We start from the raw sequence: 22,575 nt of genomic DNA on the forward strand, positions 1-22,575 counted from the left end.
CGCAGCTGCCAGCCGATGCCCTTGATCGCGCTTACAGCTTGTGCGTGGACAGCAAGATGCTCGTCTCCGTGTTCGAGATGCCCTGAATCGAGCGGATGGCATTGAGCACCTTGTCGAACGCCTCCAGGGTGTCGGCACGCAACTCGGCCATCAGGTCCCAGCGGCCATTCGTCGTGTGCAAGGCAACGACATTCGGATGCCCGCGCAGCTTCTTGAGCACATCGGGCCCGTGGTGGCCCTCGACCTCGATGCTCATGATCGCCCGGATGCGATGGGCCTCCGCCTCCGGCCGCAAGCGCACCGTGTAGCCGACGACGGTTCCGTCGCTCTCCAGCTTGGCGATCCTGTTCTGCACCGTGGCCCGGGCGACGCGCAGCTTCTTTGCCAGCGCAACCACGGACATGCGCGCGTTGTCGCGCAGCAGCGCGATGAGTTGGCGGTCGGTGTCGTCCATTGTCAGATCTTCAAAGTGCCATTTCTACTTAGCAAAATGTAATCCTCCAAGAGGAATTTGCCAAGTTGGATGGTTCATTCTGGCACCCCGCGACGGAACAATTGCGGCATGGCTGCGCGCATCAATCGCAATTTCCAGGAGCCCTTCATGACCCGCTTCGTAGACGTCCCCACCATGTCCCGCCTCGTTCAGGACATTGGTGTGCCCCGCTTCATCGGCGAGCTCGCCGATGCCATCCAGCAGGACTTCGTGCGCTGGCCCGAGTTCGACAAGTCCGCCCGCGTCGCCAATCACTCGGAGATCGGCGTCATCGAACTGATGCCGGTGTCCAACGCCAAGCGCTACGCTTTCAAGTACGTCAACGGCCATCCGAGCAACACCACGCGTGGCCTGTACACGGTCATGGCCTTCGGCGTGCTGGCCGAGGTCGAGACCGGCTACCCGGTGCTTCTGTCGGAACTGGCCGTCGCCACCGCGCTGCGCACCTGCGCGACCTCGCTCGTGGCGGCGCGCGCATTGGCACGGCCCGATGCGCGCCGCATGGCGCTGATCGGCAACGGCGCGCAAAGCGAGTTCCAGGCGCTCGCCTTCCACAGCCATCTGGGCATCGAGGAGATCGCCGTCTACGACGTCGACGCCCGTGCGACGGACAAGCTGGTCCGCAATCTGTCGGCGTACCCGTCTCTGAAGATCATTCGCGCCGGTTCCACCGCCGAGGCGGTCCGCGGCGCGGACATCGTGACGACCGTCACCGCCGACAAGGCTTACGCCACGATCCTCACGCCCGGAATGATCGAGCCGGGCATGCACATCAACGCCATCGGCGGCGACTGCCCGGGCAAGACCGAACTGCACGCCGACGTACTGCGAAATGCCCGGGTGTTCGTCGAATACGAGCCGCAGACGCGCATCGAGGGCGACATCCAGCAGTTGCCGCAGGACTTCCCGGTCGTCGACCTGTGGCGCGTACTCGCCGGCACCGAAACGGGCCGCCAGCGCGCTGACCAGGTCACGGTGTTCGACTCCGTGGGCTTCGCGTTGGAGGATTACTCGACCTTGCGCTACGTGCACGCGCAGACCGAGAAGCGCAATCTCGGCATGAGCGTCGAGCTGGTGCCCTGGGCCGAGGATCCGAAGGACCTGTTCCGCCATACGCGCAGCGGCGCCTCGCATGCCGTCATGCGCCGCGTCGCATGAACGGGCTCATCGCCATGCCTTCCATCCAGGCGCCTGCCGCCGTGGTCATGGTCCGCCCGCACCGGTTCACGCCGAACCCGGAAACCGCCGCCGACAACGCGTTCCAGAGCCTGGCCGCGAAGGAGGCCGCGCAGGCCGTGGCCGGCGCAGCGCATCGCGAGGTCACGGCCGCCGTGGAGCGCCTCGAAGCCGAAGGCGTGCGCGTGCACCTGTTCGAAGACCAGGGAGACCGCGACACGCCGGATTCGGTCTTTCCCAACAACTGGTTCTCCACGCATCCGGGCGGGCACGTCGCCATCTATCCGATGCACGCGCCGAGCCGCCGCCGCGAACGCCGTGCCGACGTGATCGAGATGCTCAAGTCCAGGTACCGCGTGCAGGACGTGATCGATTATTCCGGTCTGGAGCAGGATGGCCTGTTCCTCGAAGGCACCGGCGCGATGGTGTTCGATCACCTTGCGCGCGTGGCCTACACGGCGCGCTCGAACCGTGCCGATCCGGTGGCGCTGGAGCGCTTCAGCACCCATTTCAACTTCGAGCCGATGCTGTTCGACACGGCGGATGAGGCCGGCCGCCCGATCTATCACACCAATGTGCTGATGTGCGTGGCGACGGAGTTTGCGATGGTGGGTTTCGACATGGTTCCCGACCAGCGAAGGGCCGCCGAACTGCGCGCCCGGCTGCAGGAGTCCGGGCGCGAGGTCATTGCGCTGAGCGCCCGGCAGATCGCCGACTTCGCCGGCAACGCGATCGAACTGTCGGGCCGCGACGGCCGGATCCTGGCGCTGTCGCAGCGGGCCCTCGAGAGCCTCACCGCTCAGCAGAAGACGACCATCCAGCGCTCGGCCCGGCTCGTTCCCCTGTCGGTGCCGACGATCGAAATGGCGGGCGGCTCGGTGCGCTGCATGATCGCCGGCATCCACCTGTCTCTGAGGGGCGCGTGATCGCTCTATCTGCCCACGATCGTCAGTTCACGGTCGTTGGCAGTGACGTCGAAGAGCGACAGCAGTTCCCGGCCGAGGAGGGCGTCCGTCGATTTGCGGCCCAGCGAGCCCACGACCACGGTGGCCTGCGGCACGCTGAAGGGCCCGAAGGTCATGGGCACACGCTCGATGCGACGCGCATCCATGACGGCCCCGGCCGTCTGCATGTGCGCGGGGGAACCTCCGATCAGGTTTGCCCGTGCGGCGAAGTCTTCGGTCACGGCGACGCCGGCATTGACCGTGGCGGCCTTGTCGATCACGAAGCGCACGGGGAAGCCGTTGACGGAGCCATGAATCCAGAAGCGGCCGTCCTGGCCGACGGGAACGGTGATCTGCCGGGATCCGTCGACTGCAATGTTTGTCGTCTTTCCCTTGGGCTGATCTGCGGTGTCGACCAGTACGCAGGCATCGGACCGAGGCTGCGCCGGCCGCGCGCTGGGCGGCACGTTCGTGTAGGTCTTGCCGCATTTGAAGATGGATTCCGCCGCGACAACCGGGTGCATGCTCATGACGCCGAGGGCAATCGCCGCTTGTGCTCCGAGATATCGCAGCGCCTGTTTGGATTTCGAGTGCTTCGACATGGCGTGACCTCGCTCTGATCAACAGTCTCAGACAATGCTTCATCCGGTAGCGGCGCAGCGTCATCCAAATTCCACGTCGGCTGAACGGTTCGTTGGAGGCGATCGACGGTCTTATGAACGGATCACCCGCGCACCGACGGCGCGGGCATGCCTGGCGCTGATCAGCCCTTGATGAAGGCGAGCAGGTCGTTGTTGAGACGATCCTTGTGCGTGTCGGTGAGACCATGCGGGGCGCCCGGATAGACGATCAGCTTGGCGCCCTTGACCAGCTTGGCCGATGCGCGGCCGGACGCGTCGATCGGCACGATCTGGTCGTCGTCACCGTGAACGATGAGCGTCGGCACGTCGAACTTCTTCAGGTCTTGGGTGAAGTCGGTTTCCGAGAACGCCTTGATGGAGTCGTAGGTGTTCTTGTGGCCGCCCATCATCCCCTGCATCCAGAATGAATCAATGAGTCCCTGCGAAGGCTTGGCGCCCGGCCGGTTGAAGCCGAAGAACGGGCCCGAGGCGATGTCCTTGTAGAGCTGCGAGCGATTCGCGATCGAGCCGGCGCGGATGCCGTCGAACACCTCGATCGGCAGGCCGCCGGGGTTGGCCGGCGTCTTCAGCATGAGCGGGGGAACCGCACCCACGAGCACCGCCTTGGCCACACGTTTCGTGCCGTGACGGCCGATGTAGCGCGTCACTTCGCCGCCGCCGGTCGAAAAGCCGACCAGCACTGCGTTCTTCAGGTCCAGCTTCTCGATGAGGGTGGCGAGGTCGTCGGCATAGGTGTCCATGTCATTGCCGTTCCAGGGCTGGCTGGAACGGCCATGGCCGCGGCGGTCATGCGCGATGACCCGCAAGCCCTGCGAGGCCAGGAAAAGCATCTGCGATTCCCAGCTGTCGGAGTTGAGCGGCCAGCCATGGCTGAAGACCACGGGTTGGCCCGAACCCCGGTCCTTGTAGTAGATCTGCGTACCGTCCTTGGTGGTGATGTAGCTGCCGGCCGGCTTGGCTTGAGCGCTGGCCGGAACTTTGCTGCCACGAGGCTGTGCGGTTTCCGGCTTGTCGGCGGCTGCCAGCGCTGTGCTCGCGGCCAGGCTGATGATGGACAAGGCGACGATTTTGGAAAGAGTCTTCATAGCAGGCTTCGTTGGAGGTTGGTTTCAAGGTTTCGCGTCTTGGGGTGCATGTCGGTGCGCGACGCCGCCATGTAAAACGTGTACAAGTAAATCGTGTGCTATGTATATGCCGGAAAGAAGGGCACAGTGCTGTGCCCGTCACGATGTGTTCAGGAGGCGTTCTTGAACAAGTTCGTCCGTATCTCCAGCAGTCGCTCGCGCATCGAGCGCAACTCATCCGCCGAACACCGGGCGGCGGAAGCGACACACGCGGGAACCGCTTTCGCTCGAGCCCGCAGAGCGCGCCCCTTGCTCGTCAGCGACACGACGACTTGCCTTTCATCCGATGTCGAGCGACGCCGATCGATGAGCTCCGCCGACTCGAGACGCTTGAGCAACGGCGTCAGCGTGGGCGACTCCAGAAACAGTTGTTCCCCGATCTCGGACACCGTCAATCGGTCGCGCTCCCACAACACCAGCATGACCAGATACTGCGGGTATGTCAGGCCGAGGTCCTTCAACAATCCACGATAGACCTTGTTGAAGCCCAGCATGGTCGAGTAGAGCGCAAAGCAAAGCTGTTGCTCCAGGGCCAGGGAATACGCCTCGGAGGGGGCTGCGACGGGTGATTTGCTTGCCATGGGCGAATTATAAATAGCACACGATCTAATAACAAGCTATTTATTCGCTGCCGATAGAAGTCGTCCTATCGATTGAAGGTGGCTTACGTACCTTCCCTATGGTCGAACGAGGAGTCCGATCGCAAGAATGTCTCGTCCAGTTCGCCAAGCCGGCAGTCCAGAAGCGCCGGCTCGACTTCACGCTCAAGCACTTCGAACATCCCTTCGACAAAGTCCACCAGGCGATCGGAGGCCGAAATCGCATCATCAACATTGCCAGTGGCGACTGCATCAAGGACGGCAATGTGCGCGTCCACCGTGTCCTGCAAGTTGGCACCCCGCTCCGCATGCGTGTGATAGATCCAGCCGATGCGACGGAAGATGGTGTGCAGCGGCCGCAGCGTGCTTTCGACGAAAGGTTCGCCGGCGGCCGCGAGAAAGAGCTGGTCGATGCGCCGATCCACCACGTTGAACTGCTCGAGCGTCATGCCGTCCCTGTGTTCGGCCAACTGGCGCTTGAGATGCAGCATCTGGTTGCGCTGTGAAGAACCGGATCGCTCGGTGGCCAACCGGATCACGAAACGCTCCATGTCGCGCCGCAAGCGCAGCAGGACGCGATCGCGCGTAAGGTCGACCGGCACGATCTGCAAGCCATGTCGTGGCGTCACGTGCACCAGCGTATCGGCGGCCAGCCGATTGACGGCCTGAAGAACCGGCGTACGACCGAAGCCGACCATCCCCTGCAGATCGTGCGTCGCCAGGAACAGTCCCGGCCTCAGTTCGCAGCAGACCAGCAGTTCTTCGATGCGCGCATAGGCCAGGTCGGAGAGGCTCACCGAACTTCGTCGGCGAGACGGGTCCTGGACCGAAGCACTCTTTGCGGCCAGACGCGGTCGCGGACGGGTGGTTGAAGGCATGCGGCTCGTGGTCTGAAGGGGGTCCGTGCCCATCGCACGTTCCATGGTAAGCATAGCCTGATATTCAAGATTTTCTGCAGAGATAGCGTCGTTTTCTCCAATGAACGACTGCCGAAGGGTGGGATGGGTGTGAATAGGGTAAACACGAAGAACTTTTGTGAAATATCACAGTATTCTTTTTGTCATGGCAACCCTGATCTCAGACGTCAAAGTCATCCTTACGGCCCCGGAGGGGATCAACCTCCTCGTCGTCAAGGTGGAAACCAACCAGGCCGGGCTGTACGGCCTCGGCTGCGCGACCTTCTCCTATCGGCATCTGGCCGTGCAATGCCTGGTCGAGGAATACCTCCGGCCCTTGTTGATCGGGCGGGACGTGAGCGCGATCGAGGAGCTGTGGCAGCTGATGCACCAGAACGCCTACTGGCGCAACGGACCGATCGAGAACAACGCCATCTCGGGCGTCGACATGGCGCTATGGGACATCAAGGGGAAGATGGCCGGCATGCCCCTCTACCAGCTGTTCGGGGGCAAGTGCCGGGAGGGCGTGCCGATCTATCGGCATGCGGACGGCCGGGACCTGGCCGAGCTCTGCGACAACATCCAGAAGTACCGGGAGCAGGGCATCACCCACATCCGCTGCCAGAGCGGCGGCTACGGCGGCGGCGCCTTCGGACCGGCCCCCGCGACGGCGCCGAGGGGTGCTGCGCATGGCATCTACCTGGACAGCAGGACGTACATGCGCGACACGATCAAGCTGTTCGAAGGCATCCGAGCGAAGGTGGGCTTCGACGTCTCGCTCTGCCACGACGTGCACGAGCGGCTGAAGCCGATCGAGGCAATCCAGTTCGCCTGCGAGATGGAGCGCTTCGATCTGTTCTTTCTCGAGGATGCGATTGCGCTCGAAGAGGGCAAGTGGCTGCGCCAGCTGCGCGACAAGACCCGCATCCCGCTGGCGCAGGGCGAGCTGTTCAACAACCCGTCTGAATGGAAGACGCTGATCACCGACCAGCTGATCGATTACATCCGCGTCCACCTGAGCCAGATCGGCGGCATCACGCCCGGCAGGAAGCTCCAGCTCTTTGCCGAACAGTTCGGCGTGCGAACGGCATGGCACGGCCCGGGCGACATGTCACCGCTCGGCCACGCGGCCAACATCCACATCGACCTGGCGGCGCGCAATTTCGGCGTGCAGGAATGGTCGGGCACGGAGCCGCCCAACTTCGTCATCCAGGAACTCAAGGGGCCGCGCGATGCGCTGCTCGACGTCTTTCCGGGCCTGCCGGCGTTCGAGAACGGCTACGTCTACGCAAACGACAAGCCGGGCCTCGGCGTCGACATCGACGAAGAGGAAGCCCGCAAATACCCGTGCGAGAACGTCGTGACCACATGGACGCAAACGCGTCTGGCCGACGGAACGCTTCAAACGCCCTAGGAACAGAGACCATGTCCATTCAACTCTTCGATCTCACGGGCCGCACCGCGCTCGTCACGGGTTCCTCGCGCGGCCTGGGCTTCGCCATCGCCGAGGGCCTTGCCGCCGCCGGCGCACGGATCGTGCTCAACGGCGTCGATGCGGCACGGCTGGCCGATTCGGCCGCAGCGCTGCGCGGCAAGGGCTATGCGGTCGAGGCGTATGCCTTCGACGTCTGCGACGAGGGCGCAGTGGTCGGCGCGTTCGACCAGCTGGACGCGGCCGGCATCGAGATCGACATCCTCGTGAACAACGCCGGCGTGCAGTTCCGCAAGCCCATGGTCGAGCTCGCGACGGAAGACTGGCGCCGCGTGATCGAGACCAATCTGACCAGCGCCTTCGTTGTCGGCCGCGAGGCGGCCCGCCGCATGATCCCGCGCGGCCGCGGCAAAGTCATCAACATCGGCTCGCTCACCAGCGAACTGGCGCGCGCAACCGTCGCGCCCTATACCGTGGCCAAGGGCGGCATCAAGATGCTGACGCGCGCCATGACTGCCGAATGGGCCGGCCACAACATCCAGGCGAACGCCATCGGGCCCGGCTACATGCTGACGGACATGAACCAGGCCTTGATCGACAACCCGAGCTTCGATGCCTGGGTCAAGGGCCGCACGCCGGCCGGTCGCTGGGGCCGCCCCGACGAACTGGTGGGCGTGGCCGTGTTCCTGGCGTCCAGCGCTTCCAACTACGTCAGCGGCCAGATCATCTACGTCGATGGCGGCATGGTTTCCGTTCTCTAAGCGTTCCCAAACTACACATTCCATTCAGGAGACAGTCGATGAAACGAAGCATTCGCGCGGTCGTTGTTGGATTGACCGTTGCCGGCGCCTGCGTCGGCGCCGCGGGCACGGCCTTTGCGCAGGACATCAAGGAGCGCAACATCAAGTTCGCTTTTGCCAACACGGCGGACTCGGCGCACGGGATCGGCGCCAAGCGTTTTGCAGAGATGGTCGCGAGCAAGAGCGGCGGCAAACTGAACGTGAAGCTCTACGGCAGCGGCACGCTCGGTGGTGAAGCCGTGGTGGCATCGGCGATGCAGGGCGGCACCATCGAGATGTCGATGATGGGGCCCGGCCTTCTGACCGGCATGGACAAGGAGTTCGGCGTCTTCGACACGCCCTTCCTGTTCGACAGCTTCAAGGAGGTCGACGCCGCGCTGGACGGCCCGGTCGGCAAGAAGCTGCTCGACAAGCTGCCTGCCAAAGGGCTGGTCGGCCTGTCCTACTGGGATCATGGCTTTCGCATCCTGACCAACAGCAAGCGGCCGATCGCCAAGCTCGAGGACATCCAGGGACTGAAGATCCGCGTGCAGCAGATTCCGGTGTTCATCGAGTCTTTCAATGCGATGGGCGCCAACGCCGTGCCGATGCCTTTCCCCGAACTGTATTCGGCCCTCGAGCAGAAGGCCGTCGACGGCCAGGAGAACCCGTTCATCTCCGTCGAGGTGACCAAGTTCTACGAGGTCCAGAAGTACGCCTCCACCACGCGCCATGCGTACTCGCCGCTGCTCGTGCTGATGAGCAAGAAGTTCTGGGACCAGTTGTCGGCCGATGAGCGCAAGGTGCTGACGGACGCGGCGAACGAGGTGAAGAGCTACGAGCGCCAGGTGTCGCGCGAGCTGGATGCCAAGGCGCTCGACACGCTCAAGAGCCGGGGCATGGTGATCACCGAAGTCTCGGCGCAGGAACGTGCACGGATGCGCGACAAGCTCAAGCCGGTGATCGACAAGCATCGCCAGACGACAGGCGAACTGGGCAAGGAAATGACGGCCGAGGTGGAACGCATTCGTTCCGGAAAGTGAAGACCATGAACACCCGAAACATTCTTGGCGCCATCGCCGCGATCGCGGCGACGCTGTGGTCCCCTGTCGCGCCGGCCGCGGACTATCCGAGCCGGCCTATCGAGATCGTCGTGCCCTCGTCGGCGGGTGGCGGCACGGACGTGATGGCCCGGCTCTTCGCCGAAGCTGCCAAGAAGAGCGTGCCGCAACCCTTCGTCGTCACCAACAAGCCAGGTGCTGGTGGTGGCATCGGCATGACGGAAGTGCAGCGCGCACCAGCCGACGGCTACAAGATCGGCGTGCTGATCTCCGAGCTGGCGATCATTCCGCACCTCGGGATGACCAAGGTCACGACCGCCGACTTCATCGCCGTTGCGCGGCTCAATGGCGATCCGGGCCTGATCGCCGTGCGCGCCGACTCGCCATGGCAGTCGATCGACGACCTGTTGGCCGCCGCGAGAAAGCAGGACGGCGCCGTGTCGATGGGCAACGCCGGCACCGGCACCATCTGGCACCTCGCGGCCGCCGCCGTCGAACAGAAGACACGCGTGCGCTTCAACCATGTGCCCTACCAGGGCGCCGCACCGAGCGTGCTCGCGCTGGCGGGCGGCCATGTGGATGCGATCGTCGTGAGCCCGGCCGAGATCGGTTCGCACGTGGCGGCCGGCAAGGTCCGCGTCCTGGTGTCCATGGCCGAAGGCCGGCTCGCGGCCCCCTACGAAAAGGTCGCGACCTTCAAGGAGAAGGGCGTGGACCTGGTGTTGGGCACCTGGCGTGGCCTGGGCGTGCCTGCGGGCACGCCGCCCGAGGTGGTGCGGTACCTGCGCGAGGCGGCGCGCAAGACCTCCGAGGACCCCGCGTTTCGCGAAGCCTTGACCAAGGCCAACCTGCAGCCGGCCTATATGGATGGCGAACAGTTCCAGGCCTTCATGAATAGCCAATCGACCTATTTCAAGTCGCTGCTGGCGACCGTCGAGATCAAGAAGTAGGGCGCCCGCATGGAAGCCCTCGTCATCCACGCCCCCGGCGACCTGCGCGTCGAAGAAGTCGACACCCCCGAACTCGGCCCCGGCCAGCTGCAGGTGCGCGTGCGCTGCGGCGGCATCTGCGGCTCCGACCTGCACTACTACCAGCATGGCGGCTTCGGCACCATCCGCATCAAGGAGCCGATGGTGCTGGGCCATGAGGTGGCCGGCGTGATCGAAGCGGTTGGCGCCGGCGCAGGCAGCTTTGCGGCCGGCGAGCGCGTCGCCATCAGCCCGAGCCGGCCCTGCGGCCTCTGCCGCTACTGCCAGCAGGGCCTGTAGAACCATTGCCTGGACATGCGCTACTACGGCAGCGCGATGCGCACCCCGCACGTGCAGGGCGCCTTCCGCCAGCAGATCGTGGTCGAGCACTGGCAGGCGCATCGGCTGGCCGACAGCGTGAGCGACGGCGAGGGCTCGATGGCCGAGCCGCTGTCGGTGGCGCTGCATGCGGTGCGCCGCGCGGGGCCGCTGTTGGGCAAGAGCGTGCTGGTCACCGGCTGCGGGCCGATCGGCGCGCTGGCCATCATCGCGGCGCGGCGCGCCGGTGCCACCCACATCGTGGCCACCGACGTCGGTGCGCACACGCTGGGCAAGGCGTTGAAAGTCGGCGCGGACGAAGTGGTCAACGTGGCCGAGGAGCCCGATGGCCTGGCGCGCTTCACGGCCGACAAGGGGCATTTCGACGTGCTGTTCGAAGCCAGCGGCAACCAGCGCGCGCTGGTCGGCGCCTTCGATGCGCTGCGCCCGCGCGGCATCATCGTGCAGCTGGGGCTGGGCGGCGAGATGACGCTGCCGATCAACACCATCGTGGCCAAGGAGTTCGACCTGCGCGGGGCCTTCCGCTTCCACGAGGAGTTCGCGGTGGCGGTGGAACTGCTCAACAAGGGGCTGGTCGACGTGAAGCCGCTGATCTCGGCGACCTTGTCCTACCGCGACTCGGCGCGGGCTTTTGCGCTGGCGGCCGATCGCTCGCAGGCCATGAAGGTACTGCTCAGTTTTGAGTGAAACCGGGCGCGCACGGCGCGTCATGAGGGGACGTCGATGAACCGACTGATCAATGGCTATTGCAAGCTGCTCGATGCGCTGGTCGCGCTGGCGCTCGCGATCATGGTGGTGCTGGTGTTCGGCAACGTGGTGTTGCGCTATGCGTTCAATACCGGCATCACCGTGTCGGAAGAGGTGTCGCGCTGGCTGTTCGTCTGGCTGGTGTTTCTCGGCGCCATCGTCGCGCTGAAGGAGCACGGGCACCTCGGCAGCGACATGCTCGTCTCGCGTCTGCCGGTGGCCGGCAAGAAAGTCTGCCTGGTCCTGGGCCAGCTGCTGATGCTGTACGTCACCTGGCTGCTCTTCTCCGGCAGCCTGGCACAGGTCAAGATCAACTGGGAGGTCGAGGCGCCGGTGACGGGTGCCTCCATCGGCATTTTCTATCTTGCCGGCGTCGTGTTCGCGGTGTCGGCAGGTGTGCTGTTGCTGCGCGAGCTGTGGCGCACCTTGAGCGGGCAGTTGCGCGACGACGAACTGGTGATGGTCAAGGAGTCGGAGGAGACCGCCGAATTCGAGGAACTCCAGGCGCAGCTGGCGCGACAGAACGCGGAGTCGGCGCCTGCCGCCAACGAGCAGGCCAGGAGCAGGACATGACCGTCGCCATCTTCCTCGGCGCGCTGCTCGGCACCATGGCGCTGGGCATCCCGATCGCCTTCGCGCTCCTGGCCACCGGCGTGGCGCTGATGTGGCACCTGGACCTGTTCGATGCGCAGATCCTGGCGCAGAACGTGGTCAACGGCGCCGACAGCTTCCCGCTGCTGGCCGTACCTTTCTTCATGCTGGCCGGCGAGATCATGAATGTGGGCGGCCTGTCCAAGCGCATCATCAACGTCGCGCTGGCCCTCGTCGGCCACATCAGGGGCGGGCTGGGCTACGTGGCGATCCTCGCAGCCATCCTGCTGTCGGCCCTGTCGGGGTCGGCAGTGGCGGATGCGGCCGCGCTCACGGCGCTGCTTCTGCCGATGATGGTGGCCGCCGGCCACGACAAAGCGCGCTGCGGCGGACTCATCGCGGCCTCGGGCGTGATCGGGCCGGTGATCCCGCCGTCGATCGCCTTCGTGATCTTCGGCGTCGCGGCCAACGTGTCGATCTCCAAGCTGTTCCTGGCCGGCATCTTCCCCGGCATCCTGATCGGTGCTTCGCTCTGGCTCACCTGGATGTTCCTGGTGCGCAAGGAAAAGATCGTGCCGCCGCCGCGCAAATCGGCGCGCGAGATCTGGACGGCGCTGCGCCAGGCGACCTGGGCCCTGATGCTGCCGGTGATCATCCTGGTGGGCCTGCGCTTCGGCGTATTCACGCCGACCGAGGCGGCCGTGGTGGCGGCGGTCTACGCCTTCTTCGTCGCCACGGTGGTGTACCGCGAACTAAAGGTCGGCCAGCTGTACGCCGTGTTCGTGAGTGCCGCCAAGACCACGGCCGTCATCATGTTCCTGGTGGCGGCCGCGCTGGTGTCGGCGTGGCTGATCACGGTGGCCGATCTGCCGGGCAAGGTAATCGGGCTGCTCGAGCCCTTCATGGGCAACAAGACGATGCTGCTGATCGCGATCATGGTGCTGTGCATGATCGTCGGCACGGCGATGGACATGACGCCGACCATCCTGATCCTGACGCCGGTGCTGATGCCCGTGATCAAGCAGGCGGGCATCGACCCGGTCTACTTCGGTGTGCTCTTCATCATCAACAACTCGATCGGCCTGGTCACGCCGCCGGTCGGAACCGTGCTCAACGTGGTAGCCGGTGTCGGGCGCATGAAGATGGACGATGTGACCAGGGGCGTGCTGCCCTTCATGGCGGCCGAGTTCGCGATCCTGTTCCTGATGGTGCTGTTCCCGCAACTCGTCACCGTGCCGGCCAAGTGGTTCGGCGGCTGAAGTGGCTGCACGGCGCCATCCACGGGGAACAAGCGGACGTTGAACAACCTACTGAAACATCACAACCAGAGCAGACTGCATGCCAATCGCTGCGGCTCGAGCAGCGCTCAGCGATTGGCTGCCAGCCCATGGTGCCGACCTGATGGTCAATCAGCAGCAAGGCGGCGTCGTCGGCAGTGAATCGTTCAAACTTCATGGTGTATTTCCTAGGTAGTGATGGGGCCACGCCCCGGGTGTGTGGCGACCTGTTACAGCCTCCCCAAATCGCCACGTTGGTAAGCGGCGGTTGCCGCAGTCAGACTCTCCTGGCTCGCAAAAGCCATGGGCCCGTTCGAAAGCACGGGTTCGTGCAGTGGTTCGCCGATGAACACTGCGACCTTGGCCCCGCCAGGCTTGGCGACGAGCTTGTGCGTCGTCGCTTCGGTCGCGGCAGGAAGGATCGGGACACTGAGGTTGTCGAGGCCGAAGCTCTCACTATTGACCTCCGCGCGGCCGTTGATCGGCATGACGTAGGCTCGCTGTCCCGCGGCCAACAGCAGCTGCAGTTCAGCGCCTGCGCCTCCGCCCGGCTGGATCAGCGTGCTGTTGCCCGGCGAATCGGGGTTGGCAATGCCAGTCTCCGAATCGAGGAACAGGTAGGTCACCGCGGAGAAGCCGGCGTGCGGATGCGGCGGGAACGTGGGAGCACTCATCCACGCATGGTCGATTCCCAGGAAGGGGTCGATCAAGTCAACAGCGTCGCCATGTTCCGGCGCTTGGCGACCCTGGCTTGGGCGTGATACTGCTGCCTGGAGGAGGTGGCCGCCGAGGATGTGGTGGCCGGTCGCTTGCGACGGGTTCTACCAGGGTGGCAGGCCAACCCGACGCCCGTCTACGCACTCACCGAGACCCGTTTGCTACCGGCGAAGACGCAGCGCTTTCTCGAGTTCCTGCAGGAGCGTTTGGGGCAGCAAGCTCGCCCGACCTCGAAGCCGCGGGCCACCCGACGAGTGAATCTCAGCGCGCTTCAAAGCCCTCGCCCGGAGTAAGCGGCGCGTGGCGATACGTCGCCGGTGTGCGGCCGAGCTTGACGGGCGCGCCGATGCCGCGGTAGCCGCCGGCCATCTCCACCACCATGCCGCGGTGCGCTGTGTGTGGATGCGCCAGCGCCGCGTCGACCGGCAGCACCGGCGCGGCGGGCACGCCGGCGGCCATCAGCGTGTCGACCAGCGCGTTGCCGTCGAAGCCCTTCATCGCGGCTTCGAGCCTTGCCTTCAGCGCTTCGCGGTTCACGGAACGGGCACCGGCGGTGGCGTACAGCGGATCGTCCGCCAGCTCGGGCACCCCGATGCAGCGGCAGAAGGCCGCGAACTGTCCGTTGTTGCCGACCGCCACGAAAACCGGTTCGGTGCCGGTCGCCAGCGCGTCGTAGGGGTAGATGTTGGGGTGCGCATTGCCGGTGCGCTTCGGCGCCTTGCCGTCGACGAACCAGTTTGCCGCATGCGGGTGCAGCAGCGACAGGCCGCTGTCGTACAGCGCCGCCTCCACGAACTGCCCGCGCCCGCTGCGCTGGCGCTCCTGCAGCGCCAGCAACACACCGATCACCGCATTGAGGCCCGTCACCATGTCGACCACCGGCAGGCCTACGCGCAGCGGCCCGCCGTCAGCCTCGCCGTTGATGCTCATGATGCCCGTCATCGCCTGCACCGCGGCGTCATAGCCGGGCAGGGCGCCGAGCGGGCCGTCGGAGCCGAAGCCCGACACGCGGCACCACACAAGCCGCGGGAAGCGCTGCGCCAGAGTCTCGTAGCCGATGCCCCAGCGCTCCATCGTGCCGGTCTTGAAGTTCTCTATCAGTACGTCAGCCTCGGCCACAAGCGCGAGCAGCGCCTCGCGCCCTTCGGCGCTGCCGAGGTCGAGGTGCATCGTGCGCTTGTTGCGGTTGAGCCCGTGGTAGTACGAAGCCACGCCATCCTTGAACGGCGGGCCCCAAGTGCGTGTGTCGTCGCCTTGCGGCGGCTCGACCTTGAGCACGTCGGCCCCGTGGTCGCCGAGGATCTGACCGCAGTAGGGCCCGCCGAGGATGCGCGAGATGTCCAGCACGCGGATGCCGGCCAGCGCGCCGGCGGAGGAAAGCGATGCGTTCATGGCGGTGTCAGTCGAGTTGCGCGCCGGACTGCTTCACCACGCCGGCCCACTTGCCCATCTGCGCCTGGATGAACTTGCCCAGTTGCTGCGGTGTGTGGGCGGGCGCCGGCTCCAGGCCCTGCGAGGCGAAGAGCTGTTTCACCTTGGGCGTGTCGAGCACCTCGACGAAGGCCTGGTTGAGCTTGGCGATGCGCTCGGGCGGTGTGCCGGCCGGTGCGACGATGCCGAAGAAGACGCTCACGTCGTATCCGGGCACGCCCTGCTCGACGACGGTCGGCACATCCGGCAGCGCCTGCGAACGCTCGGCCGTCGTGACGCCCAACGCGCGCAGCTTGCCGGCCTTGACATAGGGCAGGGCGGTGAGCACGTCGGTGAAGCTCATGCTCACCTGGCCGCCCAGCAAGTCGTTCAACGCAGGCCCGGTGCCCTTGTACGGGATGTGTTGCAGGTCGACGCCGGCCGAGGTGTTGAAGAGCACGCCGGCCAGGTGCGACGACGCGCCGTTGCCCGACGAGGCGTAGCTCAGCTTGCCGGGGTTGGCCTTGGCGTAGGCGATCAGTTCCTTCACGTTCTTCGCCGGCACGGCGGGGTTCACCACCAGGATATTCGGCAGATGGCCGACCTGGATCACCGGTGCGAAGCTCTTCACCGGGTCGTAGCTCACCTTGCGGTAGAGGCTGGCGTTGATAGCCAACGGTCCCGAGGTGCCGAACAGCAGCGTCTGGCCGTCGGGCGTGGCGCGCGCGACGTAGTCGGCGCCGATGTTGCCGCCGGCGCCCGCGCGGTTCTCCACGATCATGGGTTGGCCGAGGCGGTCCTTCATCTCCGCGGCAAGCGTGCGCGCCATCGCGTCGGTCGGGCCGCCCGGCGGAAACGGGATCACGAGCGTGACGGGCTTGTCGGGAAAGGTGTCAGCCTGTGCCGCAGGCAGCAAGGGCAGGGCCGCGGCGCTGGCGAGCACGAGTGTGGCGAGAAGTCGCATGGGTTTGTTGTCTCCGTCGTTGTGTGGGTAAGAAGGGGTCAGGCCGTGAGGGCCGCTGGCGAATCAACGCTCCACTCGCGCGGCAGCTCCGATGCAGCCAGCGGGTCGCGCGGCAGCACGCGGTGCAGCAGCACGAGCTGCGCCCATTCGATGCGCTGCGCCGAGCCGCCGCGCGCGCCTTCCCAGGCCATCGCGATGGCGCTCGCCACGTGGTAGAGCGCCGACGCCGCCTGCCGCGCGAGGCGGTCGCCGCCGTCTGCGGCGGCGAGCAAGGCCAGCGCGGCGGCGCGCGCGAGCGCATCGCGCAGCGCGGCGGCAAAGGCAGGCGCGAGTGGCGCGTCATCAAGGAGCGCCTCGAAGTGCGCCTGCAGCACCGGCAGCGAGCCTTCGCGTTTCACCGCGCGGATCACATCGAGCGCGACGATATTGCTGGTGCCTTCCCAGATCGAGCCCAGGTGCGCGTCGCGCAGCAGGCGAGGGTCGGCCCACTCCTCGATGTAGCCGCAGCCGCCGCGCACTTCCATCGCGTCGCCCGTGACCTTGCGCGCATCGCGGCAGGCGCGGAACTTGATGAGCGGCGTGAGGATGCGCAGCAGCGGGTAGGCGGCGGTCTCGCCGCCGTCGGAGCGCGCCAGCGCCTGGGCGGTCTGGAACACCATGCTGCGCGCCTGCTCGGCTGGCAACCGCAGCTTCTGCAGTTGGCGCTGCATCAGCGGCATGTCTTCCAGCCGCTTGCCGAAGGCGCGGCGCTCATGCGCGATGTACTCGGCCTCGGCCACCGCGCGGCGCATCAGGCCGGCCGAGCGCACGCCGTTCGACAGGCGCGAGTTGTTCACCATGTCGGCCATCTGCACGAAGCCGCGGCCCTGCTCGCCCACCAGGTAGGCCAGGGCGCCTTCGAGCCGGATCTCGCCGCTGGCCATCGAGCGCGTGCCCAGCTTGTCCTTCAGCCGCAGGATGCGATAGCGATTGGCGCTGCCGTCGTCGAGACGGCGCGGCAGCAGGAACAGCGACACGCCCTTCATGCCCGGCGGGCCGCCGTCGACGCGCGCCAGCACCATCGCGAAGTCGGCGTCGGGGTTGGAGCAGAACCACTTGTCGCCGCCCAGGCGCCACTGGCCCTCTTCGTCCTGCCAGGCGCGGGTTTCGGTGGCGGCGATGTCGGATCCCGCGGCCTGCTCGGTCATGAACATCGCGCCCTGCGCCAGCGTGTCGGAGTCGAGCGAGCGGAAACGCGGCATGAAGCGATCGACCAGCTCGAGGCTGCCGAACTTCTTCAGGGTGCGCGCCAGCGAATCGGTCATCGACACCGGGCAGCACAGGCCGAACTCGGCCTGCACGAAGAGATAGGTCAGCACGTACTTGACCAGCGGCGGCATGCGGCCCTTCCATCCCAGCGTGTCCTCGCGGTGCGACATCGCGGCGAGGCCGAACTCGCTCAGCGCGAGCCTTTCCATCTCGACGTACGCCGGGTGCTTGTAGACCCGCGGGTCGTCGATGCCGGTGCGGGTGCGCAGCGTCAACGTGGGCGGGTTCTGGTCTGCGGTGTGCGCGAGCTCGTCGAGCCGGCCACCGGCCAGGGCCCCAAGGCGCTCGAAGTGCGGCTGCATGTGCGCCAGCAGGTCGGCCGGCAGGTAGAGCGCCAGCAGCCTGTGCAGTTCGGTGTCGTCGGCGTAGAGGCTCCGGCCGTGGCGGTCGGGTACGGGATGGACGGCAGTGCCGTCGGCGGTCGCAGCGTGGCTGGGCATGGCTTGTCTCCTTGTTCTCCCGCATTCTTGGTGCGGCGACGATTCTTGTCTAATATCAAATTGGTCTTGATCGATCTGATCTGGCTATTGTTGAAGGGACCTCGCCATGGAGCTTCGCCACCTGCGCTACTTCATCGTCCTGGCCGAAGAGCTGCACTTCGGCCGGGCCGCACGGCGGCTGGCGATCTCGCAGCCGCCGCTGAGCGTGGCCATTCGCCAGCTGGAGGAATCGGTCGGCGCGCAGCTCTTCGAGCGCAACAGCAAGGCGGTGCGCCTCACCGCCGCGGGCCAGACGCTGCAGGCCTCGGCGCGCGCGCTGCTGCGCGATGCGGACGAGGCGCGGATGGAGGCGCGGCACGTGGCGCAAGGATCCGCGGGGCGGCTGCGCATCGGCTTCGTCGGCGCCATGCTCTACCGCGGGCTGCCGCAGGCGCTGACGCGCTTCCAGGCGGCGCATCCGGCGGTGCGCGTGACGCTGGCCGAGCTCAACTCCGGCGAACAGATGGCCGAGCTTCTGCATGATCGCCTGGACGTCGGCTTCGTCCACACACGCCGCGTTCCGGCCGAACTGCAGTGCCGGCTGCTGGTGTCCGAGCCCTTCGTCGCCTGCCTGCCGGCCCAGCACCGGCTGGCGAAGAAGCGCAAGGTCGCGCTCGCCGGCCTGCGCGACGAGTCCTTCGTTCTGTTCTCGCGCAGCGCATCGCCCGACTACCACGAGCGCATCCTGTCGATCTGCGCCGACGCCGGCTTCTGGCCCGAGGTGCGCCAGGAGGTGCGCCATTGGCTGGCCGTGGTGTCGCTGGTGTCGCAGGGCATGGGCGTGGCGCTGGTGCCCGACGCGATGCGCCATTGCGCGCTGCCGGGGGCGGTGTTTCGTCCGCTGGAGGGCGCGAGCACGTCGTCGGAGGCCTACGGCGTATGGCTCGCGTCGTCGCAGAACGTGCTGGTGCCGCGGCTGCTCGATGAAGTGGCGCGGAGCTTGGGTCCGCGTCGCCAATCGGGGGCGTCGCCCCCGGGCGGCCTTTGAGGCCTTTGAATCACCTAGTGGACTTGCTTGGGCAGGTTCAGGCTCTGGAGCAGCGGGACCCAGCGATCGTGCTCCGTGCGCACGAACTTCGCCAGTTCCTCGGGCGTGCCGCCGCGCGGCTCCATGCCAATGGCGCGGGCCTTGGTGATGAACTCCGGGTCGGCGATCACCTGGTTGACGGCCTTGTTCAGACGGTCGATCACGTCTTTCGGCGTGCCGGACGGCACCGAGAGCGAGTACCACAGCGTGGCGTCGAAGTCGTAGCCCATCTCCTTGAACGTCGGCGCCTCGGGCACCTGCGGCAGCCTGCGGCTGTCCATCACGCCCAACACGCGGAGCTTGCCGCTGCGGATATGCGGCAAGGAGCCGGTGATGGACGTCCCATGGATGTCGATCTGGCCGCCGAGCAGAGCCTGCACGGCGGGGGCATCGCCGTTGAAGGGGATATGGGTTGTACTGATGCCGACGGCCTTCTCGAAGCTCATGGGAGCGAGGTTGGTCAGGATCGCCGCGCCCGGGGAGCCGCGGTTGATCTTGCCGGGGTTGGCCTTGGCGTACGCGACCATCTCCTTGATGTTGGTGTACGGCAGGTCGGCCCGGCCGACGATGATCGCCGGTTGGTAGGCGATCTGCGTGACCGGCGCGAAGTCCTTGTTGGGATCGTAGGGCAGCTTCTCGTAGAGGACGGTGTTGTTCGCCAGGGTTCCCAGCGACGACACCAGCACGGTGAGCCCGTCCGGGCGCGACCTCGCCACGTAGTCTGCGGCGACGATTCCGCTGGCGCCGGGCTTGTTTTCCACGATGACCTGGGTCCCGCGCTTCGTCAGTTCGGCCGCAAGGATGCGGACGTACTGGTCGGTGCCGCCACCGGCGGCGAAGGGAACGACGATCTTGGTGGCCGTCTGCGCCTGGGCCGAACCCAGCGCCACGACCAGTCCGGACAGCAGTCCCGAGATGAATTTCCGATAGCTCACTTTGTCTCCTTTTGTCCCCTCGGAGGGGCAGGTAAATCCTGGACTCAGTCTATGGTCGGGTACAGCGCGCGGACGTGCAGGGAATGAAAAGCTGCTTTGTATGTCGTGCACGCGGGGCAGGCCTGCGCGGCCTATCCTGCGTCCATCCGTTGGTTCACTTCATCGAATGACATCCACAGTTCCGGCGACGCCGTCATCCATCCAGGCCCGGTGGGCCATGCAGGCCGCGCTGCCGGCCGTGATCGCTGGTTATCCGCTGCTGGAGGCGCTGCAGACCTGCCGGCGACAGGCGATGTCCGGCAAGCCGGGCCATGGTCGGGCGCCGTTCAACACGATCGCGCACAGCACGCGGCAGTGGACCCACAGCGACCGCGACTTCAACACGCCGACCGTCGACCTGCTTTACAGCAACGCCTGGCTGGACCTTCGCCATGGGCCCGTGGTGCTGGAGATCCCGGCGCGCAGCCGCTTCTTCGTCGTGGAGCTCCTGGATGTCTACACCAACAACTTCCAGAACCTCGGCACGCGCAACGTGCCCGCCGAGGGCGCTCGTTATGCACTCCTGGGCCCGGACGCGCCGGAGTCGCTCGCAGCGGCAGGCACGATCGCCGTTCGTTGTCCTTCCGCATTGGTGTGGCTGCTCGGCCGCGTGATCGTGGACGGCGAGGCGGACCTGCCTGCGGCGCGTGCGATGCAAGCCGGGTTCCGGCTGCACGGCGCGCCCGCGCCGGCGCCGTTCGCGAGCCTGGCACAGTGGCAGGACACGGGAGATGCGGCGCTCGACTTCTTTTCCAACCTGGCGCGGGCGTTCAATGACTTTCCGCCGCCGCCGTCGCAGCGCGCGCCTCTCGAGTTGCTCACTGCCGCGAACATCGCGCTGCCACCCGATGGCGTGCTCACCGAGTTGCGCGGCGCCGCGATCGAGGGCTTGCGCGGGGCGTATCGCGAAGGCATGGCGCTGATCGAAGGCCACACCCACACCGCATCCAAGGCGCCGTGGCGCTTCTCCACCCGCCTGGGCCGCTTCGGCAACGACTATATGCTGCGCGCAGCCACCGCCTGGAAAGGCATCGGCGCGCTGGCCGCGGACGAGGCGATCTACGCGCCGGCCGATTACGACCGGCACGGCGAGCTGCTGCACGGGCGCAATGCATACCGCATCCGGTTCGAGGACGGCGGCGACCTGCCGGTGGATGCGTTCTGGTCCATCACGGTGTATGGCGACGACCGCTTCCTGGCCGCTCATCCGTTCGGCCGGCATGCGCTCGGCAGCCGCAGCGGCCTGGAGCGGGACACGGACGGCGCACTGACGATCCACGTGGGCCACCGGCGGCCTGCCACGCCCGGGTCGAACTGGTTGCCAGCGCCGGACGCCCCCTTCTACCTGATCCTGCGGATGTACCACCCGCAGCAGCGCCTGCTGGAGGGGCGCTACAAGCTGCCGCCAGTGGAGCGGGTGGACTGATCGGCCTTCACGACGCCGGCCTCGCGCAGAGCCGCGATCTCGGCGTCGCTCAATCCCGCCTCCCGCAGCAATTCCTCGGTGTGCGCGCCGTGGGCCGGTGCGGCCTGGGTCTGGAGGCGCGGCGTGTCGCACAGGTCGTAGGGCAGGCCGAAGCTGCGATAGCCAGGGCGATCCCCGTTCGGCGCAGCCTCGATGACCATGCTGCTGGCCCGGAAGTCTTCGCCCGCAAGGGCATCGCTGTAGCTGCGCACGACACCCACCACGATGTTGTTGCGCGTGAGCAGGTCGACGCACTCGCGCGTGCCGTAGCGCGAAAGCCGTTCGCTCACGGCCTCCTTCATGGCCGGCCGGTTCGCGACGCGGAGCTCGTTGGTGAGGAAGCGCGGGTCCGTCGCCAGCGCGGGGGAACCGATGGTTTCGCACAGGCGCACCCAGTGCGCCTGCACGTAGGCGGAGACCACGACCATGCCGTCGTGCGTGCGAAAGATGTCTGCCGCCGGGGCACTCAGCGGCTGGCCGTCGCCGCTGCGGGTGGGCTCGACGCCGCGCGCCAGGTAGTCGCTCCAGTTCGGCAGCTGCAGGTTCAGCGCCACTTCCAGCAGCGAGATGCGGATGGTTTCGCCGATGCCGGTGCGCACGCGCCGGAAGAGCGCAGCCAGGATCGCCTGCGCCGCCACCTGCACGGTGGCCGTGTCGATGATGGTGGCGCCCACCTTCTGCGGCAGGCCCTGCGGCTCGCCGGTCACCGACATCAGGCCGCTTTCCGCCTGCGCCGCGATGTCGTAGCCGGGCCGGTCGCGCGAGGGCGCGCCCGCGGGGAAGCCGCTGATCGAGACGTAGACCAGCCCCGGCTGTATCTCGCGCAATGCATCGGCCCCCAATCCGAGTGCCTCGGCGGCGCCCGGCCGCAGGTTCTGCACGACCACGTCGGCACGCTCGATCAGGCGCAGCGCGATCTCCACCCCGCGCGGATTGCGCAGGTCCAGGGCGATCGACTTCTTGCTGCGGTTGTAGGCGCGCAGCATGGCGTGGCCGAAGTGGCCCGTGTGGCGCGCCATGTCGCCTTCCAGCGATTCGATCTTGACCACCTTCGCGCCGAGGTCGCCCAGCGTCATCGCGGTGCCGGGGCCCGCAATGTAGTTGCCGAGTTCGATGACGCGAATGCCCTGCAGGGGCGGGGGAGGAGCGGCTCGTTCGTTCATC

At 66.4% G+C, this 22,575-nt stretch carries 21 protein-coding genes and 3 pseudogenes; 12 read left to right on the forward strand and 12 right to left on the reverse strand.

Translation table 11 applies throughout. The features are described 5' to 3' along the window. Window positions 1–31 precede the first annotated feature (31 nt). Entirely contained in the window at window positions 32–454 is a 423-nt protein-coding gene (locus ACSQ86_RS13700) for an Lrp/AsnC family transcriptional regulator (RefSeq protein WP_436308952.1), read from the reverse strand. A 147-nt stretch (window positions 455–601) separates the two neighbouring features. Between ACSQ86_RS13700 and ACSQ86_RS13705 the strand changes: the two genes are divergently transcribed. After that, complete coding sequence (locus tag ACSQ86_RS13705; protein ID WP_436308953.1) at window positions 602–1,651, forward strand: ornithine cyclodeaminase; 1,050 nt, start codon at window positions 602–604, stop codon at window positions 1,649–1,651. A gap of 14 nt (window positions 1,652–1,665) precedes the next feature. Beyond that, on the forward strand, window positions 1,666–2,595 hold the full coding sequence (gene ctlX / locus ACSQ86_RS13710) for a citrulline utilization hydrolase CtlX (protein ID WP_093107828.1): 930 nt from the start codon (window positions 1,666–1,668) through the stop codon (window positions 2,593–2,595). A gap of 5 nt (window positions 2,596–2,600) precedes the next feature. Here ctlX and ACSQ86_RS13715 read toward each other — a convergent pair whose 3' ends face one another. The 4 genes from ACSQ86_RS13715 to ACSQ86_RS13730 form a co-directional block, all read right to left on the reverse strand. After that, complete coding sequence (locus ACSQ86_RS13715; protein ID WP_436303997.1) at window positions 2,601–3,215, reverse strand: retropepsin-like aspartic protease family protein; 615 nt, start codon at window positions 3,213–3,215, stop codon at window positions 2,601–2,603. Between the two features lie 161 nt (window positions 3,216–3,376). Beyond that, a complete protein-coding gene (locus ACSQ86_RS13720; RefSeq protein ID WP_436308954.1) occupies window positions 3,377–4,339 on the reverse strand; it encodes an alpha/beta fold hydrolase in 963 nt (320 codons plus the stop codon). Window positions 4,340–4,488: 149 nt separating this feature from the next. Next, window positions 4,489–4,959, reverse strand: coding sequence for a MarR family winged helix-turn-helix transcriptional regulator (locus ACSQ86_RS13725; RefSeq protein ID WP_436290419.1), 471 nt, complete (start codon window positions 4,957–4,959; stop codon window positions 4,489–4,491). An 83-nt stretch (window positions 4,960–5,042) separates the two neighbouring features. Further along, window positions 5,043–5,774 carry a GntR family transcriptional regulator gene (locus tag ACSQ86_RS13730; RefSeq protein WP_436308955.1) on the reverse strand — a complete coding sequence of 244 codons (732 nt, stop codon included), beginning with the start codon at window positions 5,772–5,774 and terminating at the stop codon, window positions 5,043–5,045. 265 nt (window positions 5,775–6,039) lie between these two features. Here ACSQ86_RS13730 and ACSQ86_RS13735 point away from each other — a divergent pair, with 265 nt between their 5' ends. The 7 genes and pseudogenes from ACSQ86_RS13735 (at window position 6,040) to ACSQ86_RS13765 (ending at window position 13,049) form a co-directional block, all read left to right on the forward strand. Further along, a complete protein-coding gene (locus tag ACSQ86_RS13735) occupies window positions 6,040–7,287 on the forward strand; it encodes an enolase C-terminal domain-like protein (protein WP_436308956.1) in 1,248 nt (415 codons plus the stop codon). Window positions 7,288–7,298: 11 nt separating this feature from the next. Beyond that, window positions 7,299–8,066, forward strand: coding sequence for an SDR family oxidoreductase (locus ACSQ86_RS13740; protein ID WP_436290417.1), 768 nt, complete (start codon window positions 7,299–7,301; stop codon window positions 8,064–8,066). 38 nt (window positions 8,067–8,104) lie between these two features. Beyond that, window positions 8,105–9,127 (forward strand): TRAP transporter substrate-binding protein, encoded by a 1,023-nt coding sequence (locus ACSQ86_RS13745; protein ID WP_436304002.1) that lies wholly within the window; start codon window positions 8,105–8,107, stop codon window positions 9,125–9,127. 5 nt (window positions 9,128–9,132) lie between these two features. After that, window positions 9,133–10,095, forward strand: coding sequence for a tripartite tricarboxylate transporter substrate binding protein (locus ACSQ86_RS13750; RefSeq protein WP_436304003.1), 963 nt, complete (start codon window positions 9,133–9,135; stop codon window positions 10,093–10,095). Between the two features lie 9 nt (window positions 10,096–10,104). After that, window positions 10,105–11,139: pseudogene (locus ACSQ86_RS13755) on the forward strand (L-idonate 5-dehydrogenase). A 36-nt stretch (window positions 11,140–11,175) separates the two neighbouring features. Continuing rightward, the gene (locus tag ACSQ86_RS13760; RefSeq protein ID WP_436304005.1) at window positions 11,176–11,772 is read left to right on the forward strand and encodes a TRAP transporter small permease; all 597 of its coding nucleotides are present in this window, start codon (window positions 11,176–11,178) and stop codon (window positions 11,770–11,772) included. Continuing rightward, entirely contained in the window at window positions 11,769–13,049 is a 1,281-nt protein-coding gene (locus tag ACSQ86_RS13765) for a TRAP transporter large permease subunit (protein WP_436308957.1), read from the forward strand. Before ACSQ86_RS13760 ends, ACSQ86_RS13765 begins: the two co-directional genes overlap by 4 nt. A 121-nt stretch (window positions 13,050–13,170) precedes the next feature. Here the strand turns inward: ACSQ86_RS13765 and ACSQ86_RS13770 are convergent. Both ACSQ86_RS13770 and ACSQ86_RS13775 read right to left on the reverse strand, forming a co-directional pair. After that, window positions 13,171–13,245 (reverse strand): annotated as a pseudogene (locus ACSQ86_RS13770) (isochorismatase family protein); the annotation flags it as partial. 52 nt (window positions 13,246–13,297) lie between these two features. Then, window positions 13,298–13,777: a pirin-like C-terminal cupin domain-containing protein gene (locus tag ACSQ86_RS13775; protein ID WP_436304007.1), complete on the reverse strand. Its 480-nt coding sequence runs from the start codon at window positions 13,775–13,777 to the stop codon at window positions 13,298–13,300. On the opposite strand from ACSQ86_RS13775, the pseudogene ACSQ86_RS13780 reads away from it, so the two are divergent. Next, window positions 13,778–14,077, forward strand: a pseudogene (locus ACSQ86_RS13780) (LysR substrate-binding domain-containing protein); the annotation flags it as partial. On the opposite strand, the gene ACSQ86_RS13785 reads toward ACSQ86_RS13780, so the two are convergent. Genes ACSQ86_RS13785 through ACSQ86_RS13795 form a run of 3 tightly spaced genes read right to left on the reverse strand, consistent with a single transcriptional unit; the run spans window position 14,046 to window position 17,906 of the window. Continuing rightward, complete coding sequence (locus ACSQ86_RS13785) at window positions 14,046–15,176, reverse strand: CaiB/BaiF CoA transferase family protein (RefSeq protein WP_436304008.1); 1,131 nt, start codon at window positions 15,174–15,176, stop codon at window positions 14,046–14,048. The pseudogene ACSQ86_RS13780 and the gene ACSQ86_RS13785 sit on opposite strands and share 32 nt — an antisense overlap. A gap of 7 nt (window positions 15,177–15,183) precedes the next feature. Beyond that, window positions 15,184–16,158: a Bug family tripartite tricarboxylate transporter substrate binding protein gene (locus ACSQ86_RS13790; protein ID WP_436304009.1), complete on the reverse strand. Its 975-nt coding sequence runs from the start codon at window positions 16,156–16,158 to the stop codon at window positions 15,184–15,186. A gap of 38 nt (window positions 16,159–16,196) precedes the next feature. Then, the gene (locus ACSQ86_RS13795; RefSeq protein WP_436308958.1) at window positions 16,197–17,906 is read right to left on the reverse strand and encodes an acyl-CoA dehydrogenase family protein; all 1,710 of its coding nucleotides are present in this window, start codon (window positions 17,904–17,906) and stop codon (window positions 16,197–16,199) included. Between the two features lie 106 nt (window positions 17,907–18,012). Between ACSQ86_RS13795 and ACSQ86_RS13800 the strand changes: the two genes are divergently transcribed. After that, a complete protein-coding gene (locus ACSQ86_RS13800; RefSeq protein ID WP_436290410.1) occupies window positions 18,013–18,933 on the forward strand; it encodes a LysR family transcriptional regulator in 921 nt (306 codons plus the stop codon). A 14-nt stretch (window positions 18,934–18,947) separates the two neighbouring features. Here ACSQ86_RS13800 and ACSQ86_RS13805 read toward each other — a convergent pair whose 3' ends face one another. Further along, complete coding sequence (locus tag ACSQ86_RS13805; protein WP_093111651.1) at window positions 18,948–19,907, reverse strand: Bug family tripartite tricarboxylate transporter substrate binding protein; 960 nt, start codon at window positions 19,905–19,907, stop codon at window positions 18,948–18,950. 217 nt (window positions 19,908–20,124) lie between these two features. Here ACSQ86_RS13805 and ACSQ86_RS13810 point away from each other — a divergent pair, with 217 nt between their 5' ends. After that, window positions 20,125–21,372, forward strand: coding sequence for a DUF1254 domain-containing protein (locus ACSQ86_RS13810; RefSeq protein ID WP_436308959.1), 1,248 nt, complete (start codon window positions 20,125–20,127; stop codon window positions 21,370–21,372). Here the strand turns inward: ACSQ86_RS13810 and ACSQ86_RS13815 are convergent. Beyond that, window positions 21,339–22,574, reverse strand: a complete 1,236-nt coding sequence (locus ACSQ86_RS13815; protein ID WP_436304012.1) for a CaiB/BaiF CoA transferase family protein — start codon at window positions 22,572–22,574, stop codon at window positions 21,339–21,341. The two genes, ACSQ86_RS13810 and ACSQ86_RS13815, sit on opposite strands and share 34 nt — an antisense overlap. Window position 22,575: the final 1 nt, after the last annotated feature.

It is taken from the genome of Variovorax sp. LjRoot130 (assembly GCF_964253755.1).
In the GTDB taxonomy this organism is placed as follows: Bacteria; Pseudomonadota; Gammaproteobacteria; order Burkholderiales; family Burkholderiaceae_C; genus Variovorax.